General features: G+C 55.7%; 20 protein-coding genes. 8 read left to right on the forward strand and 12 right to left on the reverse strand.

The features are described from left to right. Positions 1–226 precede the first annotated feature (226 nt). From B195_RS21720 to B195_RS21780, 12 genes are all read right to left on the reverse strand, one after another. A complete protein-coding gene (locus B195_RS21720; RefSeq protein ID WP_003438478.1) occupies positions 227–760 on the reverse strand; it encodes a hypothetical protein in 534 nt (177 codons plus the stop codon). Between the two features lie 158 nt (positions 761–918). Beyond that, a complete protein-coding gene (locus tag B195_RS21725) occupies positions 919–1,125 on the reverse strand; it encodes a hypothetical protein (RefSeq protein WP_003438462.1) in 207 nt (68 codons plus the stop codon). Positions 1,126–1,747: 622 nt separating this feature from the next. Beyond that, the gene (locus B195_RS21735; protein WP_003438460.1) at positions 1,748–1,933 is read right to left on the reverse strand and encodes a hypothetical protein; all 186 of its coding nucleotides are present in this window, start codon (positions 1,931–1,933) and stop codon (positions 1,748–1,750) included. A gap of 388 nt (positions 1,934–2,321) precedes the next feature. Next, positions 2,322–4,475 (reverse strand): AAA family ATPase, encoded by a 2,154-nt coding sequence (locus tag B195_RS21740; RefSeq protein WP_003438459.1) that lies wholly within the window; start codon positions 4,473–4,475, stop codon positions 2,322–2,324. Continuing rightward, entirely contained in the window at positions 4,472–4,858 is a 387-nt protein-coding gene (locus B195_RS21745; protein WP_003438458.1) for a hypothetical protein, read from the reverse strand. The genes B195_RS21740 and B195_RS21745 overlap by 4 nt, the downstream gene beginning before the upstream one ends. 113 nt (positions 4,859–4,971) lie before the next feature. After that, the gene (locus B195_RS23290) at positions 4,972–5,178 is read right to left on the reverse strand and encodes a helix-turn-helix transcriptional regulator (RefSeq protein WP_369826297.1); all 207 of its coding nucleotides are present in this window, start codon (positions 5,176–5,178) and stop codon (positions 4,972–4,974) included. 246 nt (positions 5,179–5,424) lie between these two features. Beyond that, positions 5,425–6,813 carry a tyrosine-type recombinase/integrase gene (locus B195_RS21755; protein ID WP_003438456.1) on the reverse strand — a complete coding sequence of 463 codons (1,389 nt, stop codon included), beginning with the start codon at positions 6,811–6,813 and terminating at the stop codon, positions 5,425–5,427. 336 nt (positions 6,814–7,149) lie between these two features. Next, entirely contained in the window at positions 7,150–7,917 is a 768-nt protein-coding gene (locus B195_RS21760) for an amino acid ABC transporter ATP-binding protein (protein WP_003438455.1), read from the reverse strand. After that, positions 7,914–8,573 (reverse strand): amino acid ABC transporter permease, encoded by a 660-nt coding sequence (locus B195_RS21765; protein WP_010656847.1) that lies wholly within the window; start codon positions 8,571–8,573, stop codon positions 7,914–7,916. The genes B195_RS21760 and B195_RS21765 overlap by 4 nt, the downstream gene beginning before the upstream one ends. Before the next feature lie 10 nt (positions 8,574–8,583). After that, positions 8,584–9,231, reverse strand: a complete 648-nt coding sequence (locus B195_RS21770; RefSeq protein ID WP_003438446.1) for an amino acid ABC transporter permease — start codon at positions 9,229–9,231, stop codon at positions 8,584–8,586. A 62-nt stretch (positions 9,232–9,293) separates the two neighbouring features. Continuing rightward, positions 9,294–10,082 carry an ABC transporter substrate-binding protein gene (locus B195_RS21775; RefSeq protein WP_003438442.1) on the reverse strand — a complete coding sequence of 263 codons (789 nt, stop codon included), beginning with the start codon at positions 10,080–10,082 and terminating at the stop codon, positions 9,294–9,296. 156 nt (positions 10,083–10,238) lie between these two features. Continuing rightward, positions 10,239–13,286 carry an aminotransferase class III-fold pyridoxal phosphate-dependent enzyme gene (locus B195_RS21780; RefSeq protein ID WP_003438438.1) on the reverse strand — a complete coding sequence of 1,016 codons (3,048 nt, stop codon included), beginning with the start codon at positions 13,284–13,286 and terminating at the stop codon, positions 10,239–10,241. 139 nt (positions 13,287–13,425) lie between these two features. Between B195_RS21780 and B195_RS21785 the strand changes: the two genes are divergently transcribed. The 8 genes from B195_RS21785 to B195_RS21820 all read left to right on the forward strand — a co-directional run bounded on the left by B195_RS21785 (position 13,426) and on the right by B195_RS21820 (position 25,428). Next, positions 13,426–13,863, forward strand: a complete 438-nt coding sequence (locus tag B195_RS21785; RefSeq protein WP_003438435.1) for an Lrp/AsnC family transcriptional regulator — start codon at positions 13,426–13,428, stop codon at positions 13,861–13,863. Positions 13,864–14,037: 174 nt separating this feature from the next. Beyond that, complete coding sequence (locus B195_RS21790) at positions 14,038–15,378, forward strand: gluconate:H+ symporter (RefSeq protein ID WP_003438434.1); 1,341 nt, start codon at positions 14,038–14,040, stop codon at positions 15,376–15,378. 44 nt (positions 15,379–15,422) lie between these two features. Further along, complete coding sequence (gene dsdA / locus B195_RS21795; protein ID WP_003438432.1) at positions 15,423–16,775, forward strand: D-serine ammonia-lyase; 1,353 nt, start codon at positions 15,423–15,425, stop codon at positions 16,773–16,775. 100 nt (positions 16,776–16,875) lie between these two features. Next, positions 16,876–17,826, forward strand: a complete 951-nt coding sequence (gene dsdC, locus B195_RS21800) for a DNA-binding transcriptional regulator DsdC (RefSeq protein ID WP_003438430.1) — start codon at positions 16,876–16,878, stop codon at positions 17,824–17,826. Between the two features lie 176 nt (positions 17,827–18,002). Beyond that, positions 18,003–18,503 carry a sigma-70 family RNA polymerase sigma factor gene (locus B195_RS21805; RefSeq protein ID WP_003438428.1) on the forward strand — a complete coding sequence of 167 codons (501 nt, stop codon included), beginning with the start codon at positions 18,003–18,005 and terminating at the stop codon, positions 18,501–18,503. Continuing rightward, positions 18,503–19,450 (forward strand): FecR domain-containing protein, encoded by a 948-nt coding sequence (locus tag B195_RS21810; RefSeq protein WP_003438427.1) that lies wholly within the window; start codon positions 18,503–18,505, stop codon positions 19,448–19,450. Before B195_RS21805 ends, B195_RS21810 begins: the two co-directional genes overlap by 1 nt. A 112-nt stretch (positions 19,451–19,562) precedes the next feature. Beyond that, positions 19,563–22,001, forward strand: a complete 2,439-nt coding sequence (locus tag B195_RS21815) for a TonB-dependent siderophore receptor (RefSeq protein WP_003438425.1) — start codon at positions 19,563–19,565, stop codon at positions 21,999–22,001. A gap of 487 nt (positions 22,002–22,488) precedes the next feature. Further along, entirely contained in the window at positions 22,489–25,428 is a 2,940-nt protein-coding gene (locus tag B195_RS21820; RefSeq protein WP_003438423.1) for a M66 family metalloprotease, read from the forward strand. The last annotated feature ends 3 nt before the right edge of the window (positions 25,429–25,431 follow it).

Genomic DNA, 25,431 nt, shown 5'->3' on the forward strand with positions numbered 1-25,431 from the left:
AGCGCCGCTTCGTCTTACCGGTGCACCTGTACATCTTCGGAGTCAGGAAACCACCCCAGCGAGCCAGCCAGCGCCTTGGCGGCATCACCTCGGCAGCCTCGATTGCCCAGAGAAGCAACTGCTCATCGCTCGACTGATCGTCTTCTTCAAACTCGACTACATCCTCAGAAACCAATGTCCTGCACTCCTGGTATTGCCCGACCGGATTAGCATCGGGCGAGTGGAATCAGCCAATGAGATATGTCGCGCTCTCAAGTCCATGAGCAGCCATATGGTGGGTAGTTCGCCAGGCGTCATCGAAAGCGAGCGAGTCAAAGGTATGACCGACAAAAATACTGGCGACCTCATGCGGCAATGGCACCCCACCCAGCTGCTTGAGTTGGCGAATATCGACTTCAGCGACCTCGATGCCTTGCTGGTTGAATCGCTCAAGCTGGGCCGTGAGTTTGTCGGCAGCCGCCTTGATCTTGCTGTAGTCCGCCGCAAGCGTTTGATACTTGCTAATTACCTGGTCACGCAGCGCAGCAGCACGGCTAATACGATCTTGTTCGGCTTCATAGATGAGCTGATCGTTCAGGGTTTCCAGACGCAGCGACAAGCGCTTAACAAGTCGGGCGGTTACATCGATACGATCCTCGATTTCGGTTACGTCCGCGCCACTACGAGCGCCCTGTTCCCACTCGATGCCCAACGCATCAGACAGTGCTTCGGCTTCGCTCAGTTGTTTCTTGTGCAGCTCGATCAATTCAGGCGTGTTCATTGCGGATGCTCTTCAAAAGGTTCAATAGGTCGCGTAAGGCGGTCTGGGACTTCGATCCGACTGGCCGACCAGATCCATTAAGGGCTGGGTGTCCCGACTGGAAACGGCCCTTCACGTCGCGGATGAGTGGCTGTGCAGTGCCAACCTCGAAAACTGATTTAGCCATGCGGGGTTACCTGGTCGGCAGTGTTCAAGCTGTAGCCTGTGAACTCATCATCCTTTGGCTTCGCGTTAACTTTGAGCGTGTTGTTGAGGATCGTCGCCAATGAGTTTTGGATTTGCTTGTTAGTTGTCTGTACTGCTTTAAGTTCACTGGTGAATGCTTGGATAGCATCCACTAACAATTTCAAAAGTTCGTCGTTCATATCGTTGTTCCGCTTAAGTTAATTGGTGGCTGGCCATTTAATTATACGCGATAGAAAACACCGCTCAGGACGGCGCGAACTTTTTGGAAACTATAGAACGGTAGTAGCAGGCGATATTTCGGTCAGGTTTTAGTGTCTAGCTTTCAGGCTTCCAAATAGATCAGCGCATTCATCCGCTAACGAAACTTTGGCTTTCATTTAAGGCGCTTCGTCGTGGCCTATAAGACGCTGCCGCGTCCGTCGCGAAGCCCTACTTGTCATGGCAGCGTTTGGGTGATATGACTGCTCAACCATTAACAAAGGGAGCTTTTCAATGGTTGGAAATTTCGACGAGGATAGATTTCACGAGACTGTGATGGCCTATACAAGCGGTAGGGCTAGCATTAGGGACCTTGAGGAATATGCAGAAATTCTAAAAAGCACTGAGAATCAAAAGAAGGCGACAGCCCTGTTCTTTAGTTTTTTGGATCACACCGCTTTTTCCTACAACGGCCCATTGGAAGTTCGGGAGCGCTCCACTAAGGCAATGTCAATCATTCGGGAACGGTTCGCCAAACCGTAAGCCTTTGACTGCTAATCCATAGTGAAGCTAGCCAAGGACGGCAAGCTACTGGGGATAGCGCTATTGCTTGGCAGCTGTTGCTTGAAACACCGCATAGCCGACCACGCCGATAAAGAAACCCGACGCGCCCGCCAACCCAGCACCTATACCACCGCCAAATATGTAGCCAAAATATCCAAAAAAAGCGGCCATAACCGGGATCATCAGGGCAATGATGTCTTTCGCCATCAGAATCAGAGTGCTCATGGTTTCTCCTTATGTGAATGCAGCACGGTAGCAAATAGCCAGCAAGCAGGCAAATCCTCTATATAGATGCCAAACCCTCTCGTGTCGCTCAGCCTTTCGCCATCTAGCCAAGCTGGGGGTTGATGGAGCTTCCACTACTGACAGGTATGAAAACCATAGAACATTAAAGATATTTGAGAAATTAGAAAGTATTAAGATGTTTAAGAAACTCAGCAACCACGCAGGTTTCAGCGAGATAGGATGCCCGACAAGCACCCAAAGACAGGCTAGCAAATGACCATAATGCGTACTCACGACACTGCTAGTTGTCTAAACTCCTAAACTTTTCATGTTTTTGAGTGAGGGGATATAGATACAAAAAATCCACCCCGAGGTGGCCCTACATTTATCAGCCCGTCGCATGTCGAGGCGGTGCACTGAATGACATCAACAAACTATAGGGTTGTGCGTTTTTATCCCCCTTGCCTACGCTCCAGCGATTCCCCGCAGCATAGTTGGTGCCCGTATGATCCCGCAGCGCCCGTGCCACCTTGGCCTTACTGATCCCACTGCGCTCGGCTGCGGCATCGATAAGATCAGTTTTCAACGTCACGCCCTCACCAATGGCTTCGGAAATCGCATCGATAATGTCCGCATTCTTGCGTACTAGTTCCTCGGCCTGCTCTCGCCTGCGAGCTTCCTCCGCTTCAGCTTGTGTTACTTCCTGTACCGACGCTAGCAACTCCTCATAACCAAAGCCCTGGCCTTTTTGCGTCGAATAGGTATAGGTTGCGGAATCGGCAACATCACCCCGTGCCTTGATATTCTCAAAAATCACTGTCTTCACATTATTTAGTGCATCGCTTTCAATAACGTCCAGCGTATAGGCGCAGTCGGCATCGTCCACAATATCGCTAGTACCTGACACCACTAGCTTATCGTCACTACCTCTATGCTTGTTAGTGTGTGCAAGCATAATAACAGTGCCACCATTAGACACAAACGCCCGCATAACCTTCCCGAAAGCGGTCGCAATGGTCTTATCCATTACGTCTGTAAATTTCTTAAGCGTGTCGAGAATCACTACCTTGCCGCTAGCGGTTCCGTCCTCAATCATTTTTTGCAGGTAGCGCAAAAACATATCGGACTTAAAGCCATTAAAATCCGGCGCCAATTGATTAAATCCATAACGCTCGGCTAATTTCAGCTTTGTCACCAGCCCTCTAAAGTTGTCATCTGCATTGATATAAAAAACATCCTTCGGTTTTACTTCTTCCGCCTCAATAGCGCGAATCAGCAACCAAAGAACTAATAATGTTTTACCGCTGTTCGGCTTTGCGTAAAAAGCCGTCGCCTGCCCAAGAATGGCAAGACGCCCTAAAACGAAAGTGTCTTCGAGCATTTTTGCCTCCAGTTGTGCGGATTGCCCGTTTAGTGCGAATTGGCTAAGATCGAAAACATCTTCATTAGCCGGCATAGGCTCTTTAACCGGACTGGGGGTCGCCATCCCCCCAAAGCCCGCTAGGTCCACCGGAGCTACTGTGGCTTCTTGTGCTTGCATGTGAGCGCGTTGGTTTGCCTGGGTAATAGTGACGCCATCAGCAGTGGTAAACATCTCACCAGCAGCCTTAACGGCGGCCCTGTAGTCGCCCCTATGCTCGAAGAACACAAACAGGTCGAACACGTCGCCGGAGCATTGCGAGCCGGACACTTTGCCAATACCTGTCGATACGTCACTGCCATGAGTGCTAACCCAGCGAATGCCATCCTTAATCGTAACGCCAGCCACGCCGGACGTGGAAAGAGGCGATAGGTAGCGATTGCCACGCTTGCGATAGCCAAAGGTTGCAAGCATTAGCTCCAGGTCATACGCCGCGTTGAATGCGTCAACAGGACTAGTTCCGCCGCTCGCCATGCGCTCAGCCGCCTTGAGCCTGGATTGCTCACGGGCTTTTTGCTGGCACTCCTCCAAGATTTGCATGCGTTGACGCTCAGCCTTCAGGTCAGCAGCGAAAAAGACATTAGCGTCTAGGCGTGCCCCCTTGAGTTGAGCTTGATCGTAGAACGCGCCCCGATTCGGCAGATACATCACCTGATTAGCTCGCTCGGTCGCACGATCAGGAATCAGGCCAGCGGTTTCTAGACGATCATTCAGAACCTTCTGCATCGCCTCGAAGTCAGCGCCACCGATCAGATGGGCTAACGGAATAACGATCCGCGCTTTCTGATTTTCCTCGGTCGCACTTCGACTGGCATAACAGACCAGTTGAGCACCTCCTACGGCGTCACAGGCAAGTTGTGCAGTCTCTAAAATGGTGCGGCCTAGCGCGTCGTCAATATCGGACCAGAGCGCATGGAAGCGCCCTTCCGAACGCTGCTCATCAGCAACCCGTGTCGCCAGCTCGGAGAAAATCACCCATTGCGCGGCCTCCTTAGCCACACTCGGGGGATTGCTCAACATGTCCCCAAACTGTTGCCAGTCGAGCGTCACATAAGGCCGGGGATTAACCCGGGCGCGGTCGCTGTGGAATTGGCCGAAACCAGAAACAAAGGATGGGGTCATACCGACGCACCTCCCTTGATCGCGGCAATTCGTGCGGCAAACTCGGGACATTGTTGGCAAAGGTTCCGAATCGTCACGGCGTCTACCGCGTACTGCTTGCAGTCACGCAGCACATGGGTGTGATCCTCGACTGTCGTCCATTCGCGGACAATTGGCCACTCGTAATCCTTTTCAAGCTCGCTGACACGTTTGCGGTAATCAGATTGAGCCGTTCCTGCTCTCTCTTCGCATGAAAACTTATGCACCATCAGTGGTGATGCACGCACTAACTCAGCCAGCACCTTGCCCGTGACACTGCGCTCGGCAGGGAAGATCGGCAGCATTAGGGGAATTTCAAAGCCAGGCAGCGTGCATTGGTCGGGCATGTAGATATGGGTATTCATCGGCTCACCCCCAGCATCAGCATCAGCAACATCAGAGCCGGTTCCAGATTCACAAAATGCAGGCAAAGGGATGCCGGCAGCGCCAGATAGCGCTGTTTTTTGGTTTGCATGGGTTAGCCCTCCTGGCGAGTCAAGAAGGCTTGGAGGTCACTCGTGCGCCATGCAATCCGGCGCGGGCCCAGTTGCAGCGGCTTCGGCAGATGGCCGTCACGCACCCAGCGCCAAACGGTCACTTGTGCTACGCCAAGCATGTCGCATACCTGTTTTTTGCTCAGCAAGTGCAGGGCTAGGTCAGGGGAGGGAGTACAATTAATAGTCAATTTCTTCTTGCCTCGAATGAGAGGCCGGGCTAATATCCATTTGAAGTTTAGGGCTGCCCGGCATATCTATGGGTGCCTTCAGTGGTGAATTCGCGCTCACCACATCTAGCATTTAAAACGATCGGGCTAAGAACAAACTGTTCTTGGCTTTTTCGTTAGTCTATGATAGCACACTACATTTCATAGGCGTCTTAAAGGCCGTTAACCGTTCTCAACTGCCCATAAGCCATTGATAAACAACGGTTATCAGGAATAAATTCGCACCACCTGTGCCCCATCCTGTTCTTCCCCCAAAACTTTACCAAGCGAACGGTCGAACGCCTCAATGGCACGCCGCTTTTCAGGTAAGGACGATGCCGGATTATTCCTGTAGTGCTGTCCGACCACGCCGCCTACGCCGTGCGCTTGCAATAGGTCTGATAGTCGGTCATCAACCCCATGTTTCTGCATCAGCTGTGTACAGGTGCGGCGCAGGTCACGCGCGGTGAAGTGCGGTATCTGCTCCCCATCAATCTTGGAGTGATCCGATTCGAGCCACCGATTGATGGCGTTTTTCAAGCTCGGCAAGGTAATCGGTCGACCATCCAGGCGAGTTGTCCATGGGCGCACCCGCTCTCCATTGATCTTGCGCACCGCCTCCAGGATACCCAAGGCCCGCCCACTCAGCGGCACCAGATGTATCCGCGCCTGCTCAGCCCCGCCACGCCCTTTTCGGTGCATTAGCTTGGCCGTGTTGGCATCCATGTCGTAGCAAGCCCAGTCGGCCTCAATGACGTTGGCAACACGCTGCCCACCAGTGGCAACCACGAACTGAAACAACAGCCCCATGATGGGACCGACTCGCTCAGCCTTATCAATGGTCTGCCAAAATTGGCGCAGTTCTGCATCAGATAGCGCCCGCTCGACAGCCTTGGACTCATGCTCGACCTTCACCACGGCGGCGGGATTGCTCTCTAACCCGTAAATTTTTGAACTGGCGCGGCCAACGGTGTTTTCAGCGGTCAACCCATAGCGGAATGCAGCGGCAAGGAAAGCCCGCACCCGCTCGGATAGCACCTTAGCGCCCCGGGCGTGGATAGTGCCAAGCATCGTTGTGATGTGATCCGGTCGAATGTCGCCGGCTTTCATTGCGAGAATGGCCGGATGCGCCTCAAGCAAATCTTTATCAAGTGTGCGTCGCATCTCCGCCACGCTTCGAGCGGTGGCCTTGCCATTGCGGTCGGCTATGTAATCATTCAACAGATCAGCCAGTGAACCTTTAGCACTTTCAAGCTCATCTAGCCGCTGGCGCTCGATCTGTTGGCGTTCTTTTTCCGCTTCTTGTTTTGCAAGGTAGCCAGCCACGTCGCCATGCTCTACGGCAAGCCTAGCCAGCCTTTGTCCTTCTGCTCGAAGCTGCGTCAGGGTCAAGCCAGCATGACGACTGCCAGACTTGTAATGCCCCATCGGCACTTTGACGCGCTTTCCATCGTGCATATAACGGTAAGCCACCACCACTACGCCGGAAGGCTTGCACTCAAACAGGACTGCGCCATTACCTCGGCCCGGCACTGAGTCGGTTGCACTCTCACCAGCTTTCAACGCCCGCAAGCGTGGATCAGTGACCATCTTCGCCGCGTTTTTCGCCGTGCTCATGCCTGCCCTTTCCTCTCTGCTTTTCAGGACCACTACAAGGACCACTTCCATTGAAAAACAAGGGTACGGCGTGAAACGTTAGAAAACAACCAATCGCTACGAAAGCACCACAACTACTGGTGTATATGGCTAAAATGAAAACTTGTGAAATAACAGGAAAGGACCTATTTACTCGCTTGTAATCAGTAGGTCCCGAGTTCGACTCTTGGTGCCGGCACCATACAAGGTTCCAAAGACAGCCAACACAGTCTTTGAAACCACCGAAAAACCCGCCTTCTGGCGGGTTTTTTCGTTTTGGGGTTCCAGGCCTGGCGCTAAAAGGACGCCCGTTAACTGCTAGCTATTGTGCAGATGCTTTTTCAGGAACGACCGGGTTCGCTCCTGAACCGGGTTTTGCAGGATCTCGCCCGGCGCCCCTTCCTCGACCACAACCCCGCCGTCCATAAAGATAATCCGGTCTGCAACTTCGCCTGCAAAACGCATTTCATGGGTGACGATCAACATGGTCATGTTCTCCGCGGCGAGCTGCTTCATGACCAGGTTGACCTCTTCGACCAGCTCGGGGTCCAGCGCCGATGTGGCCTCATCGAACAACATGACTTTGGGCTGCATTGCCAGCGCCCTTGCGATGGCAACCCGCTGTTTCTGTCCGCCAGAGAGGCGGGAGGGATATTCATCAAATTTGTCGGCCAGTCCGACTTTTGCCAAATATTCCAGCGCCAGTTCACGCGCGGCTTTTTTCGTCAGCCCCTTGAGCTTAAGCGGGCCCAGCGCAATGTTTTCATATACGGTCAAATGCGGAAATAAATTGAAGTGCTGGAAGACCATGCCCATTTGCTGACGCACGGCATTTATATGCTGTTCATAGGCACGGCCTTTCAATGGCCGGTTAACTTGTTCTCCATCTAACCAGACCTCGCCATCATTCAGCACTTCCAGGTGATTGATGGAGCGCAGCAGTGTACTTTTGCCTGATCCACTGGGGCCGATGATGGCGATGATTTGCCCGCGAGCGACACAAAGATCTATGCCCTTGAGTACTTCAAGTGCTCCATATGCCTTACGGGCACCCTTGACCTCAACCATATATGTATTATTGATCATCGTGACATCTCTACTTTCTTTTCGAGAAGATGCAGGCCGGCTTCGAGAACAAGATTGGCCGCGTAATAGATAACCGCAACAGTCAGATAAAACTCAAACGGGCTATAAGTCTCGCTGACTGCCAGTTGCGCGCTGTATACCAGCTCTGCAATCCCGATCATTGACACCAGTGAAGTGTCCTTTAACAGGACAATCAGATTATTTCCCAGCGGCGCAAGGGTCCTGCGCAGTGCTTGCGGCACTATGACGTAACACTGGGTCTGTCCACGGCTGAGACCGATAGAACGGGCACCTTCAATCTGACCGGGGTCAACCGAGACCACGCCGGCACGTATCACGTCGGCATTGTAGACAGCGAAGTGCAGGCTAAGGCCAATGATCCCGGCCACCGGTGCAGGAATATCGATGCCCACTTGCACCAGACCATAATAAATCACGTACAACTGCAAAAGCAGTGGCGTGCCCATGAGCAGCCACGTCATAAAACGCACGGGCAATGCCACAACTTTGGGGGCATAAAGAACGATCAGTGCAAAGGCGATCCCGGCCAGCAGACTTACTACGCTGGACGTTACAAACATTATTAGCGTCCACCACAGTCCCATCGCCAGCATCTCGGAATAGGGTGTAACGATACTCAGATCCAGGCTTTGCATATGAATGCTCTCACCTTGCCGCGAAGCGATTGTCGAGATAATCCACAATAAATCTGACCGAGTAGACCATCACAATATAAAGCAGTGCCGAGACCATAAAGATTTCGAATGGCTTGTAGGTTGAACTGATAAAGCGTTGCGCCGTATATGAAAGTTCAACCACAGAGATCGTCGACACCAGTGCAGACCCTTTAATCAGTGCGACAGCGTTAACCCCCAGCGGCCGGATCATTAACTTTGCAGCTTGTGGCAGGGTGATGAACCATAACGTCTGGCTGCGCCCGAAACCAATTGAACGTGCAGCCTCTTCCTGGCCAGGGTCCACGTTGGAGATGGCGCCACGAATGGATTCCGCCATATAAGCGGCGATGTTCAGGCCCAAACCTATGACACCTGCGGCAAACGGCTCCAGTTCAATTCCGATCTGCGGGCCGCCGAAGTAGATGATGAACAGCTGAACCAGGCAGGGGGTGCCACGAAAAACACTGATGTAGAGCCTTGCCAGCCAGCGAAATATGAGGACTGTGGATAACCGCGCAGCCACCAGCACGATGGCCACCAGAAAACCAAGCAACAGTGCGAGCACGGAGATTTGCACCGTAATCCAGGCCGCCTCCAGGAAAAACGGAAATGTGCGCTGTATGAGAGTCAAATCCATGGGCACGCTCAGAAAAGTCAGATGACTGGCCCGACGACGAGTCGGGCCAGGCTAACGCCGAATCAGCGGATATCTTTGCCAATCCACTGCATCGAGATCTTTTCGTAAGTACCATCGGCGAGCATGTCTGCAAGCGCGCCCTGCAGCGCCGCCTTGAGCTCGGGGTTATTTTTGCGCAGTGCAATGCCCATGCCTTCAATCCCGCCATCGCTCTGCGGTGGCGTAATGATGCGCACCTTCTGCCCGGTTTCCTTGACTGCGACCAGCACCGGAACGCTGTCCATCACTATCGCATCGATACGCCCGGCATCCAGATCGACCAGCATTTCGGGCAGACCTTTATAGGCTCGCACCTTCAGGTTGCCGCGCGCCCTGGCCCATTTATCGTGGGCATCCCCGAGCGTGACGCCAACCACCACATCTTTAAGGTCATCAAGGCCTGTGATCGAAGAGTCATCCTTCACCACGATCGTGCGGCCCGCATGGTAATAGGGCCCCACGAAATCCACGGCCCTCTGGCGTTCCGGGGTAATGGTCATGGAGGCGATAATGGCGTCATATTTTTTCGCCAGCAGACCGGCAATTATCCCGTCGAACGGCGTGGTAATAATCTTCACCTTTACCCCCAGGCGCTCGGCCAGGGCCTCGCTGATGGAGGCATCGAAGCCGACAATCTGGTTCTGCTCGTTGGCAAAGCTGAAGGGAGAGTATTGGCCGCTCATCGCGATACGGATTTCTTTGGAGTCCTGGACCGACGTCAAGTCATCGGCCTGAACAGCTGACGTGCAAAACAGTGCCGCAGCCGCAACTGTGGACGCGGCAATCAATTGCTTGAGCTTTGTAGTTAGCATTGGAGGCACCTTGGAAGAATTGTTTTTTATTTTTCTTGGGATTACTCACCCAGCCTTCACCAAAGCTTTGCATAGGTCATTGCGCAAAGCACCCTGCAAGGTGTCAGCCTGACTGACACATTGCCGGAGTTGGCCGACACAATGTCGGCCGAGGATTTACTCAAGTGCAGCCTTAAAGCTTTCGTCCAGAACCTCAAGCAGAAAATCAGCATTGGTCTGACTGAAAATCATCGCCGGGCGCATTTTCAGAACATTGTCATGGGGGCCTTCCGTACCGATCAAAATGCCTCGCTCCCGGGCACCGTCGGCGACTTTCCTGGCCAGCGCGGTGGCGGGAACCCTGGTTTTTCGATCCGTGACCAGTTCGATGCCGAGGAACAGCCCCTGGCCGCGCACATCGCCTATGGCCTCGTAGCGTAGCTGCAGCTTGCGAAAGCCATCGAGCAGATAGTTACCCATGGTCAGTGCGTTGAGCTTCAAGTTATCGCGCTCGATCACATCCAGCACCGAGAGCCCTATGGCGCATGAAACCGGGCTGCCGGCAAAGGTATTGAAGTACTCCATGCCGTTGTTGAAGCTGTCGGCAATTTCACGGGTGGTCACCACCGCCGACATGGGATGCCCGTTGCCAATGGGTTTGCCCATGGAGACTGCATCGGGAACCACACCCTGGGTTTCAAACGCCCACCAGTGGCTGCCGACCCGACCAAAGCCGACCTGGACTTCGTCAGCCAGGCACAGACCGCCCTCTGCACGCACCATGGCATAGACTTCTTTGAGGTAGTTTTCCGGGAAGAACAGTTGCCCGGCGACGCTGGGAATGGACTCCGCCAAAAAGAACGCCGGGGCTCTGCCCTGCTTGCGCATGATCTCGATCTGGTCCGCCACGCTTTCAGCGAAACGTTTGCCCAGCTCCTCGAACGGCCAGTCAGCCGCAGCACGGTACGCATCCGGCACAACCGCCTCAAACACATGCTCTGCACGGCCCTTGCCGGCTTTGCGCTTGTACTTGTAAGGGCTGAGGTCGATCAGTTCCTGGGTCGTGCCGTGGTAAGCCCAGTCCAGCACAATCGCATCGTTGCGACCCGTGTGATTGCGCGCCATACGGAGCATCAGGCTGTTGGCTTCACTGCCTGAACAACCGAAGGAAGCAACCGCCAGACCTGCGGGTAACGTGGCGGTGAGCCGCTCTGCATACTCCACAATATTGTCGTGCAGGTAACGGGTGTTGGTATTGAGCCGGGCGGCTTGTTGCGACAGCGCTTGCACCACATCCGGATGGGAATGGCCGAGATGGCAGACGTTATTGAAGCAATCCAGGTAGGCCCTGCCGAAGTTATCTATCAACCAGACCCCGTCCCCGCGTACGAACTTGATCGGATCTGAATACGAAATCGACAAGTTAGGCAGCAGCAGCTCTTTACGCTTCGCCACAATCTCGGCCTTGCTGCGCCCGTCCTGGCTGTAGGTTTCCGGAGGAATGCCGGCGAGCGCCGACGGGTCGGGGAACACGTCAGCCCAGACCTCAAGATAAGCCCGCTCACCTACGCCGATGAACTCACTGGCTTGCAACCCGGTGTCAGTGGACATCTGAAAATGCACATGGGGGATCCAGCCACCATTTTCCGCATCCGTGCCCATATACCCCACAAGCGCACCCGCCTCCAGGCGATCACCGGGTTTGAGCCGCACCAGCGCTTCATGGGCCATGTGCCCCCACAGCGTCAGGAATGGCGGACAGGCTTCTGGCGAATGCTCGAGCATGATCAAACCACCGTAGCCCAGCGGATCGCCCTCGACTTCGACGCTGCGCACCACCCCGGCAACAGGGGTATACAGAGGCGTCCCCGCGGGCATGAGCAAGTCGACACCAACGTGAATGATCCGACGCTGCCCTTCAATGAACCGCGATTCGAACGCCGTGTCGGTATAGATGGTTCTGGCCTCGCCCCATGGCCCGATGCCCAGCGGCACCTTATGCCCGGCAGAAAATTCATTCCACCACCTGGCGGCCTCTGCAGGACGCTGCTCGGCAGAAGCGATGGTCATCACGTGGGATGCATCTGCAAACGGCGCAATGGCCTTGTTCATGGTCGCCGCAGACGGATGCACGATATCCGCGAAGGATTTGCTGTTTTCGCCCATCCAGCGGCGAACCGCACCGGCGCCCTCGATCGCATCAAACCCGCAGGCTTTGCGCAGGATCGCCGTCGCCAGGCGCGGGTTCATCCGGTCCATTCGCTCCAGAAGGCGCCAGGCCGGCGCTTCGCTGATGGCCAGGTAGGGATTGTCCTCGGTCTGGCCGCAGCGCAAAGCCGACAAGGTGACGCTTGTCACCAGGCGCATGGCAATCAGATTGAAGAGAACATCAAGCTCTTGCGGTTGCAGCGGGTACTTCTCATGGAAACCGGCAGTCAGGGCAGCTGCTGCGCCGACCGGATCTTCCATGTCGAGAATGGAATACGCGCAGGTGATGGCGACTTCGGCAATCAGAATGGTATGGACCGCATCGCCAAAGTCGATGATGCCTGAGACCTTCTGCGGGTTCCGCGGATCGACCAGGATGTTCCAGTCATTACCGTCGTTGTGAATGACCTGGGTGCGCAGACGCGCAAGCCGGGGTTGCACGGAGTGTTCAAAACGATCGATGAAGCGTTCCAGAATGGCTCTTCTGGCAGGGTCCTTGATGAAGTGCAGGCGTGAACGCGAACGTGCGGCGTGACGCAGATCCCAGTCCAGATCCCGTACCGCGCCGGGATGGATGAAGCCTTGAAGGGCCCGGTCTATATCACCGAACGATTGGCCCAGGCTGCGCATCAACTCGAACGTGCGCGGAACCTCGGCCAGGGGCGTGCCGTGCAACCAGCTAACCATGCGCACTGCATGGGTTTCACCGGAGGGCGCCACTACAGAGGCCAGAAAGTCACCTGCCAGGCTTTTCTTGAGTGAAGGCACGGTGAGTTCAGGGCTGTAGCTGGCGAGGTGGCTGAGAATGGCGGCCTGAAACTCGCTTTCGACTCGCGGTTCAGTCGAGTTGACCACTTTCAGAATCCATCCCGCACCGGTTCCTGTCTGCAACCGATAGTTGCGGTCGCGCTCGCCATCCAGAGGCGCAGCCGTACCTGTAACGTTGAAAAGCTGCTCGCCGAGCTTTTCGGCATCAGCCATCGAGAACCGGGGGGCGGGATGGGAAAGATTAGTCATGGTAATTGTTTTCCAGGCCATTTTTTTCAGATAGCTTGGCATGCGAAACCTTGCAGGACAGTAGGTATGCGGTCGGCTTTGGCCTGCATATTGCCGGAATCAACCGGCACAAATTCGGTAGCAGAATCGGGGAGTTCCAATGCGCGAGCTGGACACGAAAGATCGCGAAATACTCGAAATTCTTTCTAAAGAAGCTCGAATTGCCCTGAAGGCCCTGGCAGCGAGAATCGGTCTTTCAAGAAGTGCTACCAGCGAGCGGGTCATCAACCTTGAACGCAACGGGGTGATCAGAGGCTACCGGGCCGATATCGGCGAAATCGATGCCAACGTGATTCGCGCAATCCTCCTGGTGTGCCTCAAGCGCACGCCTGCAATGGGCCTGCTTGACCTGCTTGCGCAAAACTCCCAGGTGCGACGCATCTCTTCGGTCAGCGGTCAGCTCGACCTGGTGATTGAGGTCGAGTCACGCACCATTGATGATCTGAACCGGGTACGGGATGCAGTCGCCAGCCATGAATCCGTTGAAGACATCACCACCGCCGTGGTGCTTCGCCGCGATATTGACCGGCAGTCCTGAGGCGTCAGCGACTCCAGATTCAAACCGTTATCCGGGGTCTCATAGATGACCCCACGTCATCTGTCCCTTGAGGATCCATCCTTTGTCAGCCCCCTGAGATGTAACTTCTAATTGCTGGAAGCAAAGTGACTCCGATCACTGATTTCAACAATAAAAGCGCTTCCAGGAGATTCCATGCACAGTGCTACCACTCTATTGCTGGTGTTGTTTTGTGCCATTGCTCTGATTGTTTTTCTGATCGTCAAAGTCCGCGTCCACGCCTTTCTGGCCCTGACTGCCGCCAGCTTTGTGGTGGGTATTGGTTCAGGCATGCCGCTGACGCAACTGACTGCTTCCTATGAAAAAGGTGTCGGCGGCACGCTCGGGTTTCTGGCAACCATCATTGGTCTGGGCGGGATTCTCGGCAAGATGCTGGAAGAGTCAGGCGGCGCCGAGCGCATCGCTCAGACACTGCTCAAGGCCCTGGGTAAGGAGCGCGCCTCCTGGGCCATGATGCTCGTAGGTTTCATAGCCGGCATCCCGGTGTTCTTTGAAGTGGGTTTTGTTCTGTTGATTCCGTTGATCTATGTGGTCGCGAAAGAAACCAGAATCAATCTTTTGTACCTGGGCGTGCCCCTGGCCGTGTCGCTGATGGCCGTGCATTGCATGTTGCCGCCCCACCCGGCCGCGATGGCAATTACCGGGTTGCTGGGTGCCGATGTCGGCAAAGTGATCATCTATGGCCTGATTGTCGCCCTGCCGACCGCCATGATCGCCGGACCGCTGTGGGTCAAGCTGGTCTGCAAGCGCGATGCACCGGACTCTCAGGAAGCGTTTTTGAACGAGCACTGCGATGACAGCAAAACCCGGGAGCTGCCAGGCCTTGGCCTGACCCTGCTGACCATTATGTTGCCCCTGCTGCTGATGGTGGGGAAAACCTTCGCTGCCGGGCTGCCCCACGACTCCATGGCATTCAGCGTCATATCATTTCTGGGCACTCCCCTGATCGCCCTGTCCATTGCCGTGGTGTTTGCCTATTGGTCGCTGGGCTTGCGCCGCGGGCTGAGCATGGCTGAGCTGCTGGCTCACACCCAGAAGAGCTTCCCGCCTCTGGCCAGCATTCTGCTGATCATCGGTGCCGGCGGGGCCTTCAACGGCATTCTGGTGGACAGCGGCGTGGGTGACGCACTGTCCGCCACCCTGACCCAATTGAATATGAACCCCATCGTTCTGGCATGGCTGGTGGCCGGCCTGATGCACTTCGCCGTCGGTTCGGCAACGGTGGCCATGATCAGTGCGGCGGGCATGATCCTGCCCATGCTCGGTGCCCATCCCACGGTGAGCAAGGAAATCATCTGCGTAGCCATCGGCGCCGGTGCCATGGGCTGGACCCATGTCACGGACTCGGCCTTCTGGGTGGTCAAGGAGTACCTGGGGGTCTCGCTGACCGACGCACTGAAGATATTTACCACCGCCACGGTACTGGCCTCGTTGATCGCACTGGGCCTGACCCTGGTGCTGTCGCACTTTGTTTGATCCAACCCGTATTTTTCAGCCTTATTGTTTAAAGGGACCACGTCATGATTTTGGGAAAAACCCTTGAAAGCTGGTGTGCCAGCTACCCTCTGATTCGCGATCTGGTCGCGCTGCAAGAAACCACCTGGTTCAATCCCGGCGTGGCCCCGGTCGCCCAGGCCATTGGCGATGTGGGACTGACCGAAGCCGATGTCGCCGATGCCAGCGCCCGGCTCACGCGATTTGCTTCTTACCTGCGCCAGGCGTTCCCGGAAACGGCCAGCAGTGGCGGGATTATCGAGTCGGACATTGTGCCGGTGAGCCATCTGCAGCAACTGCTCGGCGAGCGCTACAACCAGGTATTGACGGGCTCGCTGTGGCTCAAGCGCGACAGCCATCTGCCCATCTCGGGTTCGATCAAGGCGCGCGGCGGGATCTATGAAGTGCTCAAGCATGCCGAAGATCTGGCACTGGCCGAGAATTTCCTGACCCTCGAAGACGACTACGCAGTGCTGCACAGCGACAAGGCCCGGGCGTTTTTCGGGCAGTACAAAATAGCCGTCGGCTCCACCGGAAACCTCGGCATGTCGATCGGGATCATGGGCGCAGCCCTGGGCTTCCAGGTCACCGTGCACATGTCGGCCGATGCCCGCCAATGGAAGAAAGACAAATTGCGCGCTCACGGCGTAACCGTCATCGAATACGCCAGCGATTACAGCGTGGCCGTGGCCCAGGGCCGTGAACAGGCAGAGGCCGACCCGGCCTGCCATTTCGTCGACGATGAAAACTCGGTCAATCTGTTTCTGGGTTACGCCGTCGCTGCCGAGCGTCTGAAGCAACAATTGGCAGCAGCGCAAATTACCGTAGATGCGCAACATCCGCTGTTTGTGTATTTGCCCTGTGGCGTGGGCGGCGCACCGGGTGGTGTGGCTTTCGGCCTGAAGCTGGCGTTCGGTGATGCCGTGCACTGCATCTTCGCCGAACCCACCCATTCACCCTGCATGATGCTGGGCGTCTATACCGGCCTGCACGATGAAGTCAGCGTGCAAGACTTCGGCATTGATAACGTAACCGCTGCAGACGGCCTGGCGGTTGGCCGCGCTTCCGGCTTTGTGGGCAAGGCCATGCAGCGCCTGCTTGATGGCTTTTACACCGTCAGCGATGAAGAAATGTACAGCCTGCTGGCACTGATGGAGCGCAGCGAAGGTCTGCGCCTTGAGCCCTCCGCGCTCGCCGGCGTACCCGGGATTGCCAGGGTGCAGGCCGATCAGCAGGGCTACCTGGCCCGCGCAGGCCTGGACGCCCATGCCATGGCCAACGCCACTCACCTGATCTGGGCTACGGGCGGCAACATGGTGCCTGGCGACGAGATGGACGCTTATCTGGGCAAGGGCCGTGAATTGCTCGCCAGGGGCTGATCCTGCCCGCTGACTCAAAGGCTGGACCGGATGTGGCAAAATGCACCCATTGCCACATCCGGCAAGCCTTACCGGTCTTTTGGCTTGAGGGGAAACAGCCGTGCTCAACCTTCCGCCCCGCATCAGTTCCAGACTCAACAGCAGCCAGTTCGCCAATTTGCATACGTTTCTGGTTGCCGCACGCCATCTGAGCTTCGCCCGCGCCGCAGAGGAACTGTGCCTGACCGCCAGCGCCGTCAGCCACCGTATCAGCCGGCTGGAAACAGCCCTGAACATGAAGCTGTTCCAGCGCCTGACCCGCCAGGTCAGTCTGACCGACGAAGGCGAACGCATCTTCGAAATACTGCAGAACGCGATGGGCGAACTGTCCGAGGCCCTTGAACAATCGTCACAGGCAGAAATTGCCGGCTCCATTGCGCTTTATGTCCGGCCTTCGGTCGCCCAATGCTGGCTGGTGCCCAGACTGGCGGATTTCGTCGAGCGTTACCCGCTGGTCTCACTGGATCTGCGGGTGGGCAATGACAATGTCGACTTCCGCACCCGCAAAATTGATCTGGCCCTGTATTACGCCAACGGTGAATTTCCCGGCCTGACCAGTCACCGCCTGATGCAGGAACGTCTGGCCCCGGTATGCAGCCCGCAATACGCGCAACGCCACGGCCTGCTGCAAAGCCCGGAGAACTTGAGACACTGCACGACCCTGCACGACTCCCTGGCCTGGGATCATGCCGCCTTCGATGCCGAGTGGACGTTGTGGGCCGAACAACACAACATGCTTGCAGCCCTGCCCAAGCGAACCCTGACCTTCGATCGCTCCGACCTGAGCGTGACCGCAGCCATGAACCACGCCGGCATCGCCATCGGCCGCCAGCAGCTGGTCCAAAAACGCGTTGATCGTGGCGAACTGGTGCTGCCCTTCGCCGACTTCAGCGTGTGCGGTCACTACGATTATTATCTGGTTCACCCTCCCCTCAGCACCCTCCCCAAGCGCTTGCTGGTATTTATGAACTGGCTCAAAGAATGTGCGCGGCAGTCATCGCCACCACTCTGACCCGCGCGCCGGGCTCGCGCATCATGGCGCCCGGCCTGAATCGAAGGACGCCGGGCCGCTGTCTGCAAGCGCCGCCACGCAGCGACCCGATCCATCCCGTCAAAAACGCCCTTGCATAAACAGCGTGCCATCACGACAATGCGATCGATTACCATTTACTCACTGGTGGCATTCTCATGTCGGCGCTCGATCGCTCAGCTCTTCATCAGTTGTACAACGACCACAACAGTTGGTTGAAGGGCTGGTTGCGCGTGCGCCTGGGCAATGCTGCCGACGCCTCTGATCTGGCTCAGGATACGTTCCTGCGGGTCATGACCGCTCGTAACGCGGCCCCGATTCGCGAACCACGAGGCTACCTGTGTGCCATCGCACGTTCACTTTTGATTGATAAATCTCGCCGGCGCACCATTGAGCAGGCTTACCTTCACGCGCTGTCGCAAAGGCCGGAGCCCATGGATGTTTCACCAGAGATCCGTTTGTCGATCATCGAAATGCTGGTCTCCATCGATCGCCTGCTCGATGAACTGGGTGCCCGTACCCGGGAGATTTTCCTCGCGGTCCAGCTTGAGGGATTGACCTATGTAGCCGCGGCTGAACGGTTCGGTGTGTCGGTCACGACGGTGAAAAATCATTTGATTCGCGCCATGACACGGTGCCTGTTGCTGGTTGATAACTGATGAGCGGTAGCCTGGACCTGAAAACACTTGAGGCTGCCGCCACGTGGTACGTGCAGCTCAATGACGGTGAACTCAGCGAAGCCAGGATCCGTGCCTGGCAAGTGTGGATGCAATCCGGTCCACAGAACGCGGCAGCCTGGGCCCGGGTCGAGAAGCTCCAGCAGCAATGGGCCCTGATACCCCGCCGGGCAGCCTTGTCCAGCCTCGGTGCAGCCAGTACGCAACGCCGCGATGTATTGAAAATACTTGGCCTGCTGCTGGCCACCGGCGCCTGTTCATGGCTGGCCGTTGAACAATTGCCCTACCGCCCGATGCTGGCTCAGCAACGCACGGGGTTGGGCGAACGTCGCTCGCTGCAACTGGAAGATGGCTCGCAACTGCAGCTGAACGCGGACACGGCGCTGGATATCCGCTTCGACGCAGAGCAACGGCTTATCCAGCTGTGGCGTGGCGAAATTCTGATCGAGACCGCCAGGGACCCCGCACGGCGTCCATTCATCGTGGATACCGGCGAAGGGCGCGTGCGGGCACTTGGCACCCGTTTCAGCGTCCGCCAATTGGCCGGGCGCACGCGAGTCGGGGTGCTGCAAGCCGCGGTGCAGGTCTGTGCAAACCGGCATCCCGATCGGGTCGTGCGGCTGGAGGCAGGCCAGCAAGTCTCGTTTGACCGCGATGCGGTGCATGACATTCACCTTTTACCCGCCGGTTCGACCGCGTGGGTACAAGGCATGCTGAGTGTCGACAACTGGCGCCTGGGCGACTTTATCGAGGAGCTGGACCGCTATCGGCCGGGTGTTGTGCGCTGTGCGCCAGGGGTGCAGAACTTGAACATATCAGGCGCTTTTCGTCTCGATGACACGCAAACAGTGCTGGATAACCTGAGCAAAACCCTGCCGGTGAAGGTTCGCTACCTGACCCGCTACTGGGCAAGTATCGAACCGGCATAAGCCCGGCGACAAATGACTGGACGGTTAACCTTGCTGATTTCGATTCTCATCCGTCAATGACATAAGCCGCGATCGCAGCGAGTTTCTGACATGACAACGCAAGGATCCCCGAATGCCCCTGCTCGCCCCCAGCCCCACAACTAAAATAACCCGCGCTGTTCGCCTGGCGGTGTTTGGCGTAACCCTTGCCAGCCTGTCCGGCCTGGCGCTGGTGCCCACCCGGGTTTGTGCCCAGAGCCAGGCGACGTACCAGATCAGCGCCGGCCCGCTGGGTAGCGCCCTTACCCAATTTGGCATACAGGCGGGGGTCACGATTTCGTTCGATCCCAAACAGACCGGCCACCTCAATAGCGCCGGCCTGCAGGGCCAATACAGCGTCGATGAAGGCCTGCAACGGTTGCTCGCCAACAGCGGATTGCAAGCAGAGCGCCAGAGTAACGGAGGCTATGTGCTGGTCGCCGGCAGCCCTGAAACGGCACTGGAACTGGGGGCGACTCAAGTTTCCACCAACCAGCTGGGCACTGTTACCGAAGGCACCGGTTCTTACACGCCGGGCTACATCGCCACCGCCACCCGCATGGTGCTCAAGCCCCGGGAGACGCCGCAATCGATCAGCGTGATCACCCGTCAGCACATGGATGACTTCGCGCTCGACAATGTCGACGACGTGATGCGCCACACACCGGGCATTACCGTATCGGCCTACGACACTGACCGCACCAACTACTACTCCCGCGGTTTTTCGATCAACAACTTCCAGTACGACGGCATTCCCTCTGCCGTGCGCAACGTCGCCTATTCAGCGGGCAACACCCTGAGCGACATGGCGATCTATGACCGTATCGAGGTGCTCAAGGGCGCTTCAGGCCTGCTCAGCGGAGCAGGTTCGCTGGGTGGCACCATCAACCTGGTACGCAAGAAACCGACCAGCGATTTTCACGGCCATATCACCACGGGAGCAGGCTCCTGGAACAATTACCGCACTGAAGCGGACGTCAGTGGCCCCTTGACCGAATCCGGTAATGTGCGCGGGCGCGCAGTGGCGGCCTATCAGGACCGACAGTCGTATATCGACCGCTACTCGAATCAGAGCTCGGTGTTCTACGGCATCCTCGAAGTCGACCTGTCGCCCGACACATTGCTGACCGTGGGCGCCGACTACCAAGACAATAAACCCCAGGGTTCGACCTGGTCAGGCAGCTTTCCGCTCTACAACTATGCGGGTGAGATCAACAGTGCCAAGCGTTCCTTCAGCAACGCCACCGACTGGAGCAGCTGGCAGCAATACACCCGCACCGTCTTCGCCACCCTGGAACAGGATCTGGGCAGTGGCTGGGTAGGCAAGTTGCAGCTGGACCACAAGCTCAATGGCTACGATGCGCAGTTGGGAGCCATCCAGTTCGACCAGCCCGCGGCTGACGGCACCGCCAAAATCAACGCCCAACGTTACAAGGGCGAAACCACCAGCGACGCAGCCGATCTGTATGTCAGCGGCCCCTACGAATTTCTGGGCCGTGAGCACGAACTGGTGCTGGGCGGCTCGATCAGTACCGCGAACTGGAAAGGCAAAGGTTACTGGGACGTGACATTCGGCACGCCGAACATTGTCGATTACTTCAACTGGAACGGGCACCTGGCCAAACCTGACTGGGGCAATGCGTCGCAAATCAGCGATGACACCGTGCGCCAGACGGGCATATACGCGACCACGCGCCTTAACCTTACCGATGAGCTGAAACTCTTTGTGGGCGGGCGGGTAGTCGACTACACACTGACGGGCACCACCAACACTTACCGCGAGTCGGGGCGCCTGATTCCCTACGCCGGCCTCACCTACGACCTCACCGACTACCTGACCGCGTATGCCAGCTACACCGATGTGTTCATGCCCCAGGAGTTCTACAACCTGGACCGCCACAGCAAGATGCTTGACCCGGACCAGGGCGAGAACTATGAAGTCGGGCTCAAGAGCGAGTTTTTCGATGGCCGCCTGAATGCCAGCCTGGCGTATTTCGAGGTCAAGGAAAGCAATCGCCCCATCCCCGACGATGCCTGGAACAACCTGTCACCCACCCCGCCCAATTACGCCTTCAAGGGCACAGCCGCGAGAACCAAGGGCTACGAGCTGGAAATATCCGGAGAGCTGAGCCCTGGCTGGAGCCTGCAGGCCGGGTACACCCACAAGGTGGTGCGCGATGACAGCGGTAAAAAGATTTCGACCTTTGAACCCGAGGATCAACTGAGCTTCTACACCATCTACAAACTCAAGGGCGACCTGAACAAAGTCTCGGTGGGCGGTGGCGCACGCTGGCAGAGCACTGCCTGGCAAGAGATGTACAACAGCCCCAAGGACAGATACGAAGATTTTTCGCAGAAACCCTACTGGGTGGTGGATCTGATGACCCGTTATCAATTCACTGAAAACCTGTCGACCACCCTCAACGTCAACAACGTTTTCGACAAGTATTACTACACCAACATCGGGTTCTATAACTCTGCGATTTATGGTGAACCGCGCAACTTCATGCTGACCACGCGCTGGGACTTCTGACCCCAATGCGTCTGCAGGAGCGAGCTTGCCTTGCGACAGGTGCCAACGACACTCTGTGTGTCGTTGAGAACACCGCGAGGCACGCTCGCTCCTGCAATGTTTGGCCCGCCCACAACGTAACAGGGGCGGAACATCTCACGCGCAATACCCAGGATATGCAAAATAAAGCGCCACTGCTGAGAGGGCATATAAGGGTGGCTTAACTACTGAATAACACGACCACATAATAATCTGCGATAAAGTTGTAGGTGCACCGCGTACAAAGTGCAGGCCGGTCACAACTATAGAAAACCCGAAGAAAAAAAATCATACTCACTGCACTTCAAAGCCACCTGGCTCACCCAATAATTCTCATAGTTTATTACTTATCACCCGCTGATAAATAAACACTTGCCTGTCAAAAAAATCAGCTACCTGAAACAAGCAGTCTGCCGTTTACCCGGTTAGACAATAGCTGTGCACCCGCCTGCAAAAGGAATTTCGTTCTATGAAAAATATAGTCGCTCTTACTGTTGAGGATAATAAGTTCCTCGCCAAGCCTTACATGGGTTCGCCCTCCCAAAGCTTCAGCATTGTCAGGCTCCCTGATGGCTCCGTCAGTATTCGCAATTTTTATCAAGACCTCGCACTGTCAATGTCTGACTCCGGGGTCTGGGCTTCACCCTATTCGGGAGATCAAGCACAACGCTTCAATCTTGAATATCACAATGATGGTTCTATCACCGTTCACAGTAACCACGCTTGCGTGGTGCTGGAAATGACAGAGTCCGGCGTTGAGGCAAACACTTACCTTCCCGGCCAGCCCTCTCAGCGCTTTGACTTTACGACTAACCGAGCCGACGGCTCGATCAGCATTCAATCCGCCAACCTGGTGTTTAATACCAATGACATTGTCAATGACTTGCTGGGTTCTCTGGTCGGGAGTGTTCACTATGCCCAAAGCCAGGTTTTTCCGAAAACCCTCAGACAAGATGACCTGCAACCTTATTTAGTGGCTGGGCGTCAAACGTTACTTATGCTCAAAACGAAAGACCCCATTGATGCCCTGCAGGTCATTGTGCTGGATAGAGATGAGCAACAGCTGGGCGCACTGTCCATGAACCGCCCCGAGCAACTTCCTGATACCGTCTACCACCTTGATGTAGACCCGGGCGATGTAGACTTCACGCCTTTACCAGGACCGACTTGCACGATAGATGACAGCAGCGAACTGGAGCAGTTGAGCGATCCTGCCGGGGCATTCCTGCGACAGAAACTTCAGCAACATGCTGTCGTAGATATTCACACTGCTGACGGCGCATGGGTAAGCGATATTTATTTACCCGACAGTGCAACTTTTGAGGGAAAAATAGTCCGCGTGCACGCCAATGCAAGCTATGCGTCCACTGTTCTCTACAGCGGCCGCGAAGTAAGGATTTCACAAGGTGAAACCTGTCAATTCAAATTCATCTCGGAACAGTGGGTGAGTGATATTGAAGCGGCCGCTCAAGGACTTCTCTATTCCGAGCACACATGGAGTGTTCAAATTCCGGCAAGCTGGATCAAGCCAGGTATCAGCATGGAGTTTTTAACCGGCGACTTGATCGGCCTGTTGAACAATATACCGGTCGGCGCAGCAACCGAATTACTCATCAATACCATCGATATCGGCATGCTTACGCCCCCGCGCGACGCCTATGCCTTTGCCCGGGACCCCGGTACCCATAGAGAGTATTTTCAGACCATTCCAGTGACACGCATGGTCGTGAGTGACTTCGAATCGATTCATCTCACCGAAGTGATGTTGCCTGATGGCACCTTGCTGACTGACTTTGATCCGAGTGAGGGAGGCTGGCACGACGGCACAATGCGCCAGACAATCGGCAAAGAACTCATATCCCTAGGTATCAATTATGCCAACTATGGAATCCACTGCACCGAAGGCGAAGGCGAGGGGAACCATTATTATGCTGCGCAAATCACGGCACACAACAGTTGCGGGAAATATGCCAACGGTATTCAAGTACATGGGGGCTCTGGCGGAGGCGGCATCGTAACCCTTGATGATTCGACCGGTAACGAATTTAGCCACGAGGTCGGGCACAACTACGGGCTGGGCCATTACCCTGGTGGTTTTGAAGGATCTGTACATCGCGCGGCTGATCAGATCAACTCAACCTGGGGTTGGGACAGTGACCTTAATAAATTTGTACCCAATTTTAGTGCCGATATCACTAATCAAGAAGTCTGTTTTGAAGATGAATGTCAGGCTCCCTTCCATGGTCGCGCTTTCGGGGCTGATCCAATGGCTGGTGGCGAACCAATGTCGAGTGCCAACCGGTTCACGCTGCATACGCCTTATACAACCGTACTTGCTCAGGGTTTCCTGGAAAGCAAAACAGTCTTTGCCAGCGATTCAAGTACAGGTTTTCGCAAATGGAACCCCACCACTCAAACCATGGAGCCCTGCTCTCTTAGGATCGATCTGTATGGGCCGACGACTGCAGACAACAACGACCTCAGTGAAGACGCCCTCTCGACTTTGTTCCATCACCACCCCATGGTAACAGTGGCCATGCAGGATGGTAATTGGGCTGAGTCGATCCATGTTCCACCGGCGTCCCTGTCCAATGTTCAATCCATTATCACAATCGATCATGATGCCGGGTACGACAGCGACCTTCATATCAACGGCCGCATTATTACTGTCCCCCGCGGTTTCAACAAAGCTTATGTATCAACCGGTTTCAGCTGGAGCGAATGCCTGTTATTGGACATGAGCATGACTCGAATCGCCGCCCCCAACGAAGACCTGAGTCAATCCACTCTGGCGCAATTGCTGGGCATGCATCACGTCGTGAATATCAGCATGGAAGACGGAGACTGGGCCCCGTCAATACATGTTCCGCCTGCCTCGCAGATCAACAACCAGCGAATAATCACCCTTGATAATACTGCCACCTACAGCACACAGCTTTACATCAACGGCCTGTCAATCGAACTGTTAACCGGGGACAAGAAATACTACCTGTCAGACGGAACGAACTGGAGCGAATACCTGCACCTTCGCGATATCAGCATTGAGCGTTGCCCACAGGAATTCGGGGTCCCCATCACCACCCTGGTTGGCTATTACGATCCCCAAGGCGAATTGCAAAGCTATCTATACCCTGCCCTGCATGGCGCCTACGGTTTTCTCTATGCCGATGACAGCAGCACGCTGCTCGATTCCGATTACCAATTGTGGGTTGAGGAAGAAAACACGACCCATCGTTTCAAATTACACAACTATCGTATCGAATCCGGCCTCATGAACAAATTCCATATCAATATTGCCGAGTCTGATCAACCACGTACTGTTTTGCTGATAAACAATGGCACTGTAATTCTTCGGCAAAGCATTGCCCCCGCCAAGCGCGACCTTACTTATACAATCAATGGCGAATAGGTT

Origin of the sequence: Pseudomonas sp. Lz4W (assembly GCF_000346225.2) — a bacterium.
Lineage (GTDB): Bacteria > Pseudomonadota > Gammaproteobacteria > Pseudomonadales > Pseudomonadaceae > Aquipseudomonas > Aquipseudomonas paraversuta.

Coding starts and splice junctions, on each gene's coding strand:
- B195_RS21720 (WP_003438478.1), bottom strand. CDS start 760: ATGAACACGCCTGAATTGATCGAGCTGCACAAGAAACAACTGAGCGAA.
- B195_RS21725 (WP_003438462.1), bottom strand. CDS start 1,125: ATGAACGACGAACTTTTGAAATTGTTAGTGGATGCTATCCAAGCATTC.
- B195_RS21735 (WP_003438460.1), bottom strand. CDS start 1,933: ATGAGCACTCTGATTCTGATGGCGAAAGACATCATTGCCCTGATGATC.
- B195_RS21740 (WP_003438459.1), bottom strand. CDS start 4,475: ATGACCCCATCCTTTGTTTCTGGTTTCGGCCAATTCCACAGCGACCGC.
- B195_RS21745 (WP_003438458.1), bottom strand. CDS start 4,858: ATGAATACCCATATCTACATGCCCGACCAATGCACGCTGCCTGGCTTT.
- B195_RS21755 (WP_003438456.1), bottom strand. CDS start 6,813: ATGAGCACGGCGAAAAACGCGGCGAAGATGGTCACTGATCCACGCTTG.
- B195_RS21760 (WP_003438455.1), bottom strand. CDS start 7,917: ATGATCAATAATACATATATGGTTGAGGTCAAGGGTGCCCGTAAGGCA.
- B195_RS21765 (WP_010656847.1), bottom strand. CDS start 8,573: ATGCAAAGCCTGGATCTGAGTATCGTTACACCCTATTCCGAGATGCTG.
- B195_RS21770 (WP_003438446.1), bottom strand. CDS start 9,231: ATGGATTTGACTCTCATACAGCGCACATTTCCGTTTTTCCTGGAGGCG.
- B195_RS21775 (WP_003438442.1), bottom strand. CDS start 10,082: ATGCTAACTACAAAGCTCAAGCAATTGATTGCCGCGTCCACAGTTGCG.
- B195_RS21780 (WP_003438438.1), bottom strand. CDS start 13,286: ATGACTAATCTTTCCCATCCCGCCCCCCGGTTCTCGATGGCTGATGCC.
- B195_RS21785 (WP_003438435.1), top strand. CDS start 13,426: ATGCGCGAGCTGGACACGAAAGATCGCGAAATACTCGAAATTCTTTCT.
- B195_RS21790 (WP_003438434.1), top strand. CDS start 14,038: ATGCACAGTGCTACCACTCTATTGCTGGTGTTGTTTTGTGCCATTGCT.
- dsdA (WP_003438432.1), top strand. CDS start 15,423: ATGATTTTGGGAAAAACCCTTGAAAGCTGGTGTGCCAGCTACCCTCTG.
- B195_RS21805 (WP_003438428.1), top strand. CDS start 18,003: ATGTCGGCGCTCGATCGCTCAGCTCTTCATCAGTTGTACAACGACCAC.
- B195_RS21810 (WP_003438427.1), top strand. CDS start 18,503: ATGAGCGGTAGCCTGGACCTGAAAACACTTGAGGCTGCCGCCACGTGG.
- B195_RS21815 (WP_003438425.1), top strand. CDS start 19,563: ATGCCCCTGCTCGCCCCCAGCCCCACAACTAAAATAACCCGCGCTGTT.
- B195_RS21820 (WP_003438423.1), top strand. CDS start 22,489: ATGAAAAATATAGTCGCTCTTACTGTTGAGGATAATAAGTTCCTCGCC.